The organism is Photorhabdus sp. RM96S (genome assembly GCF_042879335.1).
GTDB classification, from domain to species: Bacteria; Pseudomonadota; Gammaproteobacteria; order Enterobacterales; family Enterobacteriaceae; genus Photorhabdus; species Photorhabdus kayaii.
Genome location: NZ_JBHFKT010000023.1, coordinates 1 through 12,151, shown reverse-complemented (window position 1 = coordinate 12,151; position 12,151 = coordinate 1). Strand labels below are relative to the sequence as shown.

13 protein-coding genes and 1 pseudogene are annotated in these 12,151 nt (G+C 44.7%); 2 read left to right on the top strand and 12 right to left on the bottom strand.

The window, feature by feature from the left end; genetic code table 11:
* Nucleotides 1-156: 156 nt before the first annotated feature.
* The 3 genes from ACGF49_RS14770 to ACGF49_RS14760 form a co-directional block, all read right to left on the bottom strand.
* Nucleotides 157-522, bottom strand: coding sequence for an MFS transporter (locus tag ACGF49_RS14770; protein WP_387491679.1), 366 nt, complete (start codon nt 520-522; stop codon nt 157-159).
* 81 nt (nt 523-603) lie between these two features.
* Nucleotides 604-1,812, bottom strand: coding sequence for an ATP-grasp domain-containing protein (locus ACGF49_RS14765; RefSeq protein ID WP_228901664.1), 1,209 nt, complete (start codon nt 1,810-1,812; stop codon nt 604-606).
* Nucleotides 1,805-2,017 (bottom strand): hypothetical protein, encoded by a 213-nt coding sequence (locus ACGF49_RS14760; protein ID WP_228901663.1) that lies wholly within the window; start codon nt 2,015-2,017, stop codon nt 1,805-1,807. Before ACGF49_RS14760 ends, ACGF49_RS14765 begins: the two co-directional genes overlap by 8 nt.
* A 220-nt stretch (nt 2,018-2,237) precedes the next feature.
* Between ACGF49_RS14760 and ACGF49_RS14755 the strand changes: the two genes are divergently transcribed.
* Entirely contained in the window at nt 2,238-2,708 is a 471-nt protein-coding gene (locus ACGF49_RS14755; protein WP_113042825.1) for a TnsD family Tn7-like transposition protein, read from the top strand.
* 482 nt (nt 2,709-3,190) lie between these two features.
* A complete protein-coding gene (locus ACGF49_RS14750) occupies nt 3,191-4,411 on the top strand; it encodes a PLP-dependent aspartate aminotransferase family protein (protein ID WP_202967588.1) in 1,221 nt (406 codons plus the stop codon).
* 588 nt (nt 4,412-4,999) lie between these two features.
* On the opposite strand, the gene ACGF49_RS14745 is transcribed toward ACGF49_RS14750, so the two are convergent.
* The 9 genes and pseudogenes from ACGF49_RS14745 to ACGF49_RS14705 all read right to left on the bottom strand — a co-directional run.
* Nucleotides 5,000-5,800, bottom strand: a complete 801-nt coding sequence (locus tag ACGF49_RS14745; RefSeq protein WP_228901661.1) for a class I SAM-dependent methyltransferase — start codon at nt 5,798-5,800, stop codon at nt 5,000-5,002.
* 12 nt (nt 5,801-5,812) lie between these two features.
* A complete protein-coding gene (locus ACGF49_RS14740) occupies nt 5,813-6,610 on the bottom strand; it encodes a hypothetical protein (RefSeq protein WP_262977915.1) in 798 nt (265 codons plus the stop codon).
* Complete coding sequence (locus tag ACGF49_RS14735) at nt 6,540-7,274, bottom strand: radical SAM protein (protein WP_262977916.1); 735 nt, start codon at nt 7,272-7,274, stop codon at nt 6,540-6,542. The genes ACGF49_RS14740 and ACGF49_RS14735 overlap by 71 nt, the downstream gene beginning before the upstream one ends.
* A gap of 48 nt (nt 7,275-7,322) precedes the next feature.
* Entirely contained in the window at nt 7,323-7,805 is a 483-nt protein-coding gene (locus ACGF49_RS14730; RefSeq protein WP_046975493.1) for an SAM-dependent methyltransferase, read from the bottom strand.
* Nucleotides 7,793-8,152: a tautomerase family protein gene (locus tag ACGF49_RS14725; RefSeq protein ID WP_046975492.1), complete on the bottom strand. Its 360-nt coding sequence runs from the start codon at nt 8,150-8,152 to the stop codon at nt 7,793-7,795. Before ACGF49_RS14725 ends, ACGF49_RS14730 begins: the two co-directional genes overlap by 13 nt.
* Nucleotides 8,139-8,912 (bottom strand): hypothetical protein, encoded by a 774-nt coding sequence (locus ACGF49_RS14720; RefSeq protein WP_046975491.1) that lies wholly within the window; start codon nt 8,910-8,912, stop codon nt 8,139-8,141. Before ACGF49_RS14720 ends, ACGF49_RS14725 begins: the two co-directional genes overlap by 14 nt.
* Nucleotides 8,913-8,997: 85 nt before the next feature.
* Nucleotides 8,998-9,243 (bottom strand): hypothetical protein, encoded by a 246-nt coding sequence (locus ACGF49_RS14715; protein WP_036812610.1) that lies wholly within the window; start codon nt 9,241-9,243, stop codon nt 8,998-9,000.
* Between the two features lie 63 nt (nt 9,244-9,306).
* Nucleotides 9,307-10,629, bottom strand: coding sequence for a radical SAM/SPASM domain-containing protein (locus ACGF49_RS14710; protein ID WP_387491625.1), 1,323 nt, complete (start codon nt 10,627-10,629; stop codon nt 9,307-9,309).
* Nucleotides 10,630-10,787: 158 nt separating this feature from the next.
* Nucleotides 10,788-10,949 (bottom strand): annotated as a pseudogene (locus ACGF49_RS14705) (IS1 family transposase); the annotation flags it as partial.
* Nucleotides 10,950-12,151 lie beyond the last annotated feature (1,202 nt).

Genomic DNA, 12,151 nt, shown 5'->3' with positions numbered 1-12,151 from the left:
CTCTCTTTAGGAGAGTCAATATAATCGCCAATTAAGAGCCTATCTCAATAGGCGTAATTGTTGCAGGCCATTCTTATCAATGAACAGTGAACACGGACAGCGCGGAAAAACCGGAGCGTACACGTAGTACGTGAGGATTTTGAGCACTACCCAGGTTCAAAATGGCAAATAAAATAGCCCTATTGAGATAGGCAGTAAGGCTTTGCTACACGCTTCTAACAGAGCACGCCCAATACTAATTCCGGATATAGCGATTAAATATAAGATAGGTGAAGATGAGAAGGACATCATGATGAATGAGATAATGCTTATCATCACCCCGATAAGCATTATTGTTCTGCGGCAAAAAATATCAGACAAATATCCGGTATAAATGCCTGTCACTGAGCCTAAGATACTCGACAGCGCCAATAATCCGCCAATCCCTGTCGCTGACATGTTAAACTGCCGATAAAGGATCATCGCTAAAAAAGGCCAAACCATAAAATAGGCGGCTCTTGTTAACAGTGTCCCCAGTAACATGATAAAAATTGGGGGAGGTAAATGTTTTAATAAAGATAATCTGAATAGAGATGCCATTGGTTCACCAGGATACGTATTAAGTTACTCTGACTCTATTTCGATAATAACACTCTCTTTAAGGTGGTGACTATCAAATTCAGCCTGCTCCGCTGTTACGCCACACGCAATAGCATACCCTAATCGTTGAGAGCTATTTTTCAGTGATTCAATATGTTCTCCAACATTAACATCAAAATGGACAAAGCCATTCTTGGTGTAATTTATCTTTTTAACAATGCCAGAAGGTGCTGTGATATAAGAAATAGAGGCATATCTATTGAACTTCTTACTCAAGTCAGGTGAAATATCTAACGAAACTTGGATAACTGCTTTCCACATATCAATACCGGTAGCCATTTCCACTAATTCAGGAATATGATCTCCTCCTAACCGAGCGCCTACTTCAATGACTTTGACACCATCACTTGTTACCTTAACCTCGGTATGTCCTCCTCCATTATAAATACCTAACGCGAGCAAGGCTTGTGTTACCACTTTTTCTATTTCAATTTTTTGTTGTAATGGTAGATTAGCAGGCAATGTATGCCCTAATTCAACAAAATAACCATTATTTGATACGTATTTTTTAGTAATTGTGATAATGTTCACAACACCATTAAAGGAAATAGATTCAATACTGTATTCTTGTCCTTCTAGATATTCTTCTATCAAAAGTAAAGAAGATCTTTTTACTCCAAATGGAGGAGTTATTTCACAGACTTCACGGAAATTCCTTTCCAATTCGATGACATTATCATTACGTAAAACACCTCGACTTCCGGCCATGTTAATAGGTTTTATAATGTTTGGATACCCAATTTTGGCTGCTTCTATTTTTGCACTATCAACATTCGAAATTAGAGCGTATTTAGGGATAGGAACATTTTTTTGCCCAAAAGATTCTCTCATTAGGTGTTTGTTTCTTGCTTTCAATGCATTTTCATATGTTATTCCCTTAAGACCTAATGTTTCTGATACTTTAGCCGCAAGGGGAACATAGAACTCCATAAATGTAATAACACCCTGTATTTTTTTCTTAGCATTGATATGCTCAGCCATATTTAGAACAAGTTCATCGTCATTAGTATCTGCTTCGAAGAATTCATCAATATAGAGTAAATCATTATCAGATACTTTATTATAGTACTTCCTTGATCCAATGAATATAATATAAGCACCCAGCTCTTTTGCTTTTTTTAACCCAATCGAACCGGATGGGTTTTTTTCTATTACCAATAATCTATTAGACATTTTTAATCTCTATCGATCTACTAGAGAGGTTATTCATTAGCTCACGAGAAAAACACCCATTATTTAACACACCGTTTAATCTTTTATTAACAAGATCGTTAATTTCATCAAGATAAATATGAATATCTTGAGGCTTTATATCAGTAAAAGGTGTATTTAATGGTTTATCACCATGAAAATCATAGACAATCGGTTTATTTATCATTTTTATTTTCCTTGCCTAGAATGTTTGAAATTAAAACTTATTATTTACATGATTATTTTCAAGTGTTTTTTGATAGCCAAGAAAAAATATTTTTGTCACATTAACGGAGAAGTAAGACAGAACATTTGTTCAGCTATTGGTTGAGTAAAGCTAAGTCGGTAGAGGGTTTTGGAACCACCGAATTTAACTACATAACACGTAATGATCAGAAGAAAGCAAAGTGTTTAACACTCCTAAAAAAAGTAACTCAATTGCAAGCATTAGCAGGGAAATAGGCAAAAGTCGCTGCTTTGTAAAAGCTGTTGCTCTTGGGGCAAAAATAAGTACGCGACTAAAGCCTATTAAGCCAACCCCTTTGGTTTGCCAAATTGCAATTGAACTTGCTACGAAAGGCTTTCACCGTAAAGAAATCGCGCGAAGATTGTCTATTTCAACCGGGGGTGTTGAGCCGATCGTTTCTACTACGGATGGACTGGTAAATTGGCGTAAACAGTGTAAACATGAATCAAAAAGGCGACGCTATCAACTTCAGATTCTTCTTTATCGTCAATACCACCCAGAAGCCATCCGACATGACATAAAGTCTGACTGTAATGCGGCATTCTTCTGGCTGTATAAACATGAAAGAGAGTGGCTAGAGATAAACTTGCGCGAGCCTACTCCGCTACACCAAAGCCCAAGAGCAAAGTAAGTCATAAAGTGAACATCTGCACTTTTTATATCTAATTTACACCTCAGAGTGACTGCTCTTATTGTGCATGATTAATTGTTATACATTGTAATCCTCCCTATTTTATGAGAGGTTTACAGATGGTAGGCACTGATCGATGACTTTTCCGACGCCGACATGTGTGCATGTTGTGTCGCTCCCGCAAATAAACACACTGCCATCCTGATGTTGTCTGAACTGATAGGTCAACCCGTCGTCACAACACCACACACCTGATAAATCCATCTCCATTGCTGTTCCTTATTCTGTTTGTGTCACCCAGTCTCTTGATTGATGCCCCTGATTGGCATGCTGGCTAACTGGCCTAAGTTCTTGCGTTTGATTGAAATATTGGGAGAGTCTATTTTTCAGCCGGAACAAAAACTATTACAGAGTATTACAGCACCTGCAAAAGGGTTCACTGCTATACTTTGAAAGAATATGAATTCAATGGCGGATGCAATATGTCTCAAAGCGATATCTCTCAAAAGAATACAAACAGAACGATGCAACTGGAAACGCGGGCCATTCATAGTGCTTCAGAACAATTTGAAGACCCATATCAGGCGATTTCCCCGCCACTGTATGTGAACGCCTCTTATACCTTTGAGACCTGTGAAGAGGCCGCCATGGTGTTTGCGGGTGAAAAACAGCGCTATGTGTATGGCCGGGTCCATAATCCAACCCAATCGTTATTAGAATCCAGACTGGCTGATCTGGAAGGCGCAGAAGCCGGAGTGACGTTCGCATCTGGGATGGCGGCGCTCAGCAGCGTTGTCTGGAGTTTACTTCAGTCCGGGGATGTTGTGATTGCGCACAATAAGATGTATGGCAACAGTTATAATTTGCTGACTCAGGAATTACCGAAATTTGGTGTGCAGGTGATTTTGATTGACATGACTGATCTTCAACAGCTCAGGGAGGTGCTGTCTGACAAGACAGTACTGGTGTTTTTTGAATGTCCCTCCAATCCTTTACTGGAACTCATTGACATTCAGGCGGTGGCATCTCTTCTCCAACCTTACCATGCGCAAATGGTAGTCGATAGCACCTTAGCCTCGCCCATGATGCTCAGGCCGATTGAGCACGGCGCAGATATGGTGATTCATAGCCTGACCAAATACATCGGCGGCCATGGGGATGTCCTTGGCGGGGTGGTGCTGGGCCGTGAAGAGACGATGAAAACGGTTCGGATGCATGGCTTGCGATGTTTGACGGGTGCCACACTGTCGCCTTTGTCGGCTTTTCTTGTGTTGCGTGGGTTGAAAACACTAGGCATTCGAATGCAACGGCATAGTCTCAATGCGCTGGCGGTCGCCCACTTTCTCGAGGATCATCCCATGGTCAAACAGGTGTACTATCCCGGATTAGCCACTCATCCCCAATACGCGCTGGCGACCCAGTTGCTGGATCTCTATGGCGGGTTGATCTCGTTTGAATACCGAGGAGATCAGGCTGCAACGCAGGCGTTTCTCGATCGACTTCAGTTGGTGAAGCGGGCTGTGAGCCTTGGGGATGTTGAAACGCTGATTCAGCATCCGGCCTCGATGACGCATTCGGCTTACCCGGAAGAGGCCTTACAGGCGTATGGGATTCACCAATCTTTGGTCAGAATGTCTGTGGGGCTGGAAGATGTGCAGGATATTGTGGCGGATTTAGCGCAAGCCTTTTATGAGAATATGTGAGGATGAATCGTTCTATGTCTATTTTTGAGTCTGCTTTCGGTATGTTGCGTGCTCACCTTTATCGCTTCTTTTGATTACATTGAACTCGCTACATTGACTCTTTTGGGATGTATCCATTTGAATCGGGTCAGGTATGTTACGCACCAACCTTCACCGCTCCCTTTTACTGCATCGTGTGCGCCCCTGCCTGTTTTTGAGGGCTCAAAGACAGGCGAAAAACTCTTTTTGATTCAACATTATCATAGCAAAACGGGATCGGTTTCTAAGCTCCTCCTGAGTTGAGAAACCTAAAAATTCTTCCTTGAATTTTTTCCCTCACTCCGAGTTCAAATCATCTACCAGTGCATCTTTTGATTTCTTCAAAAAACGAGCACCCATTCAAATGAAGAAAAAGCCCGCAGGAGTCGGGATTGAGGATTTTGAGTACAGGGATGTGCTTGAAAATCCGATTCTGGCAAGCGTATGAAAGAAGACCTTTTCCATGCTTTTGGGTCTTTCCAAAAGCATGTGGGGCGTGTTCGATAATGTCAAATTGATCGAGAAACGTCACCGCGCACCAAACCAGATCCAGCATCTAAATTAAGCAAATCAGTGGACAGGCTTTTTACTGATGCGAAGCTGCATCGGCCATTGAATCATCCGGGATTGATGCGCATCTCCCCACAGCGGTAGCAAAGCTTGTTCAACAGCATCAAGCGGATTGTGATGCCGAGCCAGTTGATACCGCCGGGTGGCGGACCAACTGTATAAGTAGCCCATTAATTGCTCGAATCTCCATTCCGCCAGCATATAAAAGGTGGGGGATGGTATGGCTTCAAATCCTGAAGGCAGTGGGTAGTGGGTGACGTCCGCTTGTTTGGCTTCGGTGGGCCAATAGTCTTGCAACGTGGTCTGTCGATACGTATGAATCACAGCGTCCATGGTATCAGACACATGGCAGTGACCATAACTCCAACAGGCCAGCACCCCACCGGGTTGGAGTACCCGAGCAACTTCTGCATAGAAGCGGAGCAGGTCAAACCAGTGCATGGCTTCTGCAACCGTGATTAAACCGATGGACTGATCACGAAATGGCGGGTGCTCAGCCGGGCAGACCTGATAAATCACCCCTGCGCAGGCTTTAGCAAGATTGATTTGTGCCGCGCTGGCATCGGTGGCGATAACCGTCGAAAAGCAGGTGGCAAGGCCTTGAGCGGCCTGTCCGTTGCCTGTCGCGCAATCCCAAACAGGAGGATCGCCTGTCACCCATGACCGTAAATATTCGAATAGGGCAGCCGGATACTGCGGGCGAAACTGCTGATACACCGCGGCCTGCTCAGAGAAAAAATCCTTAAACGCGGCCTCGTTGGGCGATGTCGGGGCCGCCTGAGTCACGGATTTGCTGACCATGGTCATTCGCCCTTATGCACTGGAAACCCGCCGACACAGAATCTGATCCGCACCGCCAATCATCTGATGGAAATAGACATACATGACTTCTTCGTGGAGCTCTTCGCCTTTCCATGTCGGTAAAAGATAAGACTGGTCCTCGGATAGGGTGATGAGATCCTTCTGAATCAAGGTATCAAAGACTTGCTTGTAAGGCGCTTCTTTAAGAATGTGAACCCCAAACTGAGTCTGATAATCCTGCACCCGAATCGGCTGATTGGCTTTATAAGCGAAGGCGAGCTTAGTCCCGATGGCGACATTGCCTTCAAGAACACGGCCAAATGCGAGTGGGGGCGCAGTCGGGTTGCTTTGCATGTAGGTCATATAGAGGTTGATGTTGGTCTGATTGTGCGTTTGGATGATGGTGTCATTGCCGCCGGAGAGCCAGCCATACGCGCCCGGCCCTAAAGCAATCATGGTGTTGTATTTTTCCCACTTATCTTTAGAGACACGGGGAATATTGCTATCCTTGTAGGTGCCTTTTTTATTCCACCAGCCACATGGACTGGGGTGATAGTCATTGGCCCAAAGGATCTTGGTAATCGCATCCCGCATTTTGTAGGTGTCAATCACACCCGGCAGCAAGTGTTGTGCATCGAGCTTTTCTTTCTGCCGATCTGCATTCCATACCGACGCGTTGCCAATGCCCATACTTTCCCGATCAGAATTTCTCAGCCGATAGATGGTAATCGCCGGTACCTCAATTTCGACCAGCGTGCGGATATCTTGCGTGACCGTGTCGATGGTTTGGTGCGGCAGGCCAAACATCATATCGGTACTGAAGGGTTTCCCCGTTTGTTTTAAAACGTGAATGGCATTCAGGGCGTCTTCTTTTTGTATGACGACGATTGGTGAAGTCATTCACCTCATTTTGCAGGCTTTGAATGCCGATGCTGAAGCGGTTAAATCCTAGCGACAGGGCGAGTTCGACATGCTGCGGGAGATAATTTTCCGGGTTGCCTTCAATGCTGATTTCACAGTCATCCGCCAGCTGATAATTCTCGCGAATATAGGTCATCAGTTTGGTGATCGCCACCGGATTATTGAGTAATAATGCGCCAGTGCCGCCGCCGATGTAGAATGACTTAATCTGCGCCTGACGCACCCACGGCACCTGCGTCAGATACAAATTGGATTCCTGAATCAGCAAATCTGCCCAAATCTCCAGCTCATGCATTTTGTCATTGGCTTTGATCCGTCGTTTGACGTAATTACAGTAGTGACAGATGTAATCACACAAAGGCAAGTGCAGGTAGAGATGGGTCTCTTTGCCGGCACCATCAAAGTCTTTGTAGGCCTGAAAGGTGTCTACATCATTGAGAATATCCCCGTGATTTGAGGTCACATTAATATTGTACTCGTGAACCGGAATATTGAGTTCTGGATTGTCATGTAACAATGTTTCTAAAACAGTCGGATGGGCCATGCGCATCATGATGATGCTCCTCGAATGTCAGTAATGATTCAGGGCATGAATCACTCGTTAGTCATAGTACTGTGCCATAATGGCCGAGATCCATGCAGGCTCACGTATTTCTGTTTGTGGCTCAAAGGCTTGCATATAAGGTTTGATGTCGATCACCGGTGTGCCATCAATGGCATCAAGGGCTTTGACGGTTAAGGTCAGCCCATCACAGGCCAGCAGTTCACAGCAAGACACCCCCAGCCGATTGGGGCGCGCTTTGGCCCGTTGCCCGAAGATGCCGACTAGCGGCAGCTCCGTCTGACCCCGCGGGTGCCTTGCACCGGTGACGATTTTTTCAGCAGGGACTTTGTGCATCGCAAACACAATTACCAAGTGAGAAAACTCACTCAAACCTTGCGTCGCTGCCGGGGTGAACTGGTTGCTATCGAGCGTGATGGTTGAGATCACGCTGCCCCAGAAATCGTCTTGAGTGGTCGTTCTCTCATTTCTCACCCAGCCAATCGGGTGTAGGGTAAATATAGTGGTATCTACTGGCTCCATAGCTGCCCTCTTACGAATAAATGGTCAGGATGTACCCGATCGACAACGATATAGATCTCATCCCGGTTGACGCCAAATACCTCAACAATGCCATTGGCAACACAGGTGATGATGTCTTGCACGGCTTGGTTGGAGTACGTGGATTTACAGCGAATTTTGACCAGCGGGGCCGAAGCGCTCGCGGTTTCCCAGTCCGGTTTGAAGAAACAAGCCGGATCGATCGGGTGCCAGAACGACCACACATGATTGGGCGCGAGCTGCAAGATCACCTGAATCCGGTCACAGATAGTTTTCAAAAATGCTTCTGGCGGTGCAGGTTCCAGCGAGAGGTATTCAATGATTGGCATGATTCGCCTCAACAGATGCGGTACATGGAGATTTGGATTCGCCGGCGATCAGAGCCGCAAGATAATCGGCCGGATCGCAGGGCGGGTTGTCTGTCGTCTGCATATCCATCAAGTGTCCAACACCTTGAAGAATATGAATGTGTTTCTCTTGTGATTTGCGTGTCACCACATAGTCAGCGCTGTCTTTTGAATAAGTGTCCGGGGAGCAGACTTGTTCGACGGTCTCGGTTGTCTCATCACAATAGGCAATGCAGTCCCGGCTGCCATAAATTAGATGAATGGCATCGGGGTTTGCATAGACATACACAGGTTGTTCAACCACGGTACTGAGTAAAAAAACTTGTCGGCAGTGAGCATGGGCATGATTTGAATCTTCAAGCAGCTTTAATAGGATTTGTCCGCCTAAGGACAGCCCGATCACACAGTAGTTGCGCTTGAATGGTTCAAAAAGTGGGGCCTGAATCACCTGATTGAAGCGTTCATATCGTTTTTGGATATCCGTCGCGCAGGCGATTTCGTCCGCTTGCATTTTATCAGGCAAATCAAAATCAAGGGTCGCGATACCAAGCGCTGCTAAATTCCGTTGCAGTGCGGAGAAGAATTCATTTTCCCGGGCGGGGGCATCAAATGCCGTCATGTGACCGGAATGCAAGAACACACAGCAAAGCGGAGATGATGGGGTATCGGGCACCGTCATATGCACTCGAAAAGGCTGGTGATCCGCATCTTTTAAATGATAGTGCTGAGAAGTAGGGTTCATCGTCCCGGACCTGTCTGCAAAACGCGTCTTCGCAAAAAGTGTGCGTATGTACAGAATTGAGAATGCACATACGCAACACCTGTGATTACTTTTTCAAGGCCGCAGAGGCTGCCCCTACCATGGCTAAGGTAATCCCTTCTTTCGTCGGTTTGAGCGTAATGGAATGGCGATTCTCTTTATTGGCTAAAGACGTTGCAGCGCCGACCATCGCTAGAGTAATGCCATCATCTGCGGATAGATCCATATGGATCCGGGTAAATTTCTTTCCGGGAGAGGCGACAATCGATGCCCCTTCATCCGGGATCATATCGAGAACTCTTTTTTTACTCATTGCTTTTGCTCCTATTGCTGTGAGTGAAACAACAAAAAAGCCACTGCCAGAATGAGCCGCGACTTAATTGTCCGGTGCGATCAATTTGAGCTTCAAACCCTGGCGTCTTCTTAACGTCCAATACTGATGCGATTTAATCATAAACAGCCGCAGATACTCGGTTGCGCCACAGCCCGCTTCATTCCCGGACACATTTTTCGCAAGCGGAGGACAGCGAAACTGACACCAGACGCCACTTTGCTGAACATCGCAGGACTGACAGACGGTATGTCTGGCAAAGGTCTTGCCCCTGAAATCTGAGAAGCCTGTCTCCCATATCTCCTGAAAGGACCGATCTTTAATATTTCCGGCACCATACATCTTGTTACTCATACAGTTACTGCAAGGAAACACTTCCCCAGAGCTATTCACATAAGCCGTTGAACGGCCACATTTTTCTTGTTGGGTCGCCCACTCCAAGGTCTGACAAAACTTAATGGTCTCAACGCCGTGAATGTCATCGGAGGTGAACGCGCCTGTCTTTTTCCCCATCAGGGACTCATGCGGGGAATCGGCATCATCTCCCTGAAAGCGATCCATACAACGTTCGTAAATCGCAAAGACTTCATCAAGCCGTTCAGGTTGTAAAATGATATGTGGATTGAGCAATGCCCTGCCGATGGGATGTGTTTCCAGCCATTGCGGGCGGGGAAAGCCGTTGTCCACACACCACTGGAAGATTTCTTCAACATCATTGATATTCTGGTTATGGACAGACACGGCGGTGCGGACGACATGGCCATACTGACTCATGAGCTCGAAGCATTCTCTTAATTTCGGGAAGTTCATTTTTCCTCGCACGGTTCGTTCCGGTACGGCGGTATCAAAGCTGACAAAAAACGACTGACCTTTGGGGATGCGCTTGAGTTTTTCTTCCGTAATGAGCAGGCCATTACTAAAAATTTGGGTACTAAATGGCTTTTGCCGGGCGTGCTGAATGATCTCGATAGCATCTTTATGGGCAAACAATTCGCCCCCAGTCAGAAAGACTTGCAAGACCCCCAAGGCCTCGAACTCATCAATGAGCGCCTTAATTCTTTCGGTGGAAAGTTCGTTGTCCCGCTTTTTCCCCGACCAGGCATAACAATGCTGGCAACGCAGGTTGCAGAGGTTGGTGGTTTCAATAAAAGCGATCGCAGGTGCGGAAAGGTGAAAATTATCCAGCGCGACAAAAGGAGATTCGAGAATAAAATCTTCAAAGAAAGCCATATCTTTCGGCATGTCGCCCCGGTTAAATTGTTCGATATAAGGCTTCACCGAGGGATGAAAATAAGCCACTTTCCCCGTGGGAAGAAGAGCAACAATACCGCCGACATTGTCTTGATAGACGATTTTATTCAGAGACATATCACAACCTTATTTTTATAAATTATGAATGAATGTCTTGCCATGAGTGTGTTGTTACTCGGATGCAATCAACTTGTATGCCGAATGTAATTAAGTAAAGCAGTGTATCCTTAATTAGTCAAACTGAATGCAATGAATTATTTCTTCAACTAATTGATTCAATAGTAATACTCTCTTTCGATAAACGTACCAATCACTTTGTCGTGCATAGATTTTGATTTGGAAAAGCCAATCGTTTTTCTCGCTAACCTCTTTAACCGTGTCCGTAGGGTGAGATTGGTTCGCTCTATCCTCTGTGTGTAACGTTTTCCAACAATATGCTCCAATAGTCTTGGTTGTGTTCACTTAATTCTTACAAGTTATGCTCATTTCTGGTATGTAGTGTTCAACTAATATTTAATATTGGCCACTGCGTTGTGCGCCGGCCTTTGCAAAGAAGGCTACTTAATCTGGTTTTTCTGAATGCGCTAAAATCAGGGGGAAGGTTGGTATGAGTAAAAGGAAAAACGGTTTTGGCCTGGCGTTAGGTGAATCATGACAGAGCTTTATTTTTCGAGTTTTAAAACGGACTGGATATAGTTTTAACTAATGGAGGTTGGGGGGATAAGCCTAGTGTTCCCTATCAAGCAAGAAGTGAATTTGAGACTTTTAATCCTAATGATTTATTCGTCCTATATGAAAAAAACAAATATGTTAATCGCACTTACTTTTCCTCCCCTTTTTCACTAAGGTCCCTTTTTATTGATGTTTTTTACCCGGAGAAACAGAAAAGCTACTCAGGGCAGCATGTCTAAATTTGCTATTGCCAAAAGTGTATTGAAAAGCAGTTATATAACTTAGGATATGCATACTTCAAAGCTGATTGGCTTAAATCTAGTGGTTGCCATATTCATAATGAGCAACTTAATGTTGTAGAGAATAGATTGTCATTAAACGAGACGAGAGAAGCTATTAAGGGCAAGAAGTCAGTAGCTGGTAGCTTAGTTTCTTGGAGGGCGGTTGAACATGATAATTCCCCTTTTTCTAAATAACTTATACTTTGCAGTCTGTGCTAAGGACGCTATTTTTAATTATATCTTTTTCAATGAAGAACTCTGCCCATATGACTATAATTGATCTTATACCTACAGGATTGTTAAAAAAAGAAAACTCTAATCATTCTACATGGGGCGCTAGACGGCGTTCGTTGATATGTAATCTTAAATACTATTATGAAATAGCAATAGAAAGATCTCGCAGTCAGATGATGTTATACATATCTAGTCATATGATAATAGTGAGAATGCCAGCTCCTTTTGGCTTCCTCAAAGATAGCGGTAAATTTCTATTAAAGATCGAAGCGGTAGTGACTGTAGGGAGCCACGTCCTTTAGGACGTGGTAGATATCAATGCCCCCAAAGAGCATTCATTGCAGGGCGCGAGCATACTTTTTTACCCCCCCCTTGAATGAACCGTAATTATATGATCTCATTCTCCTTATTTTTCTTTTTAATACTCGCCCATGAATCCGAACCAGACCCTG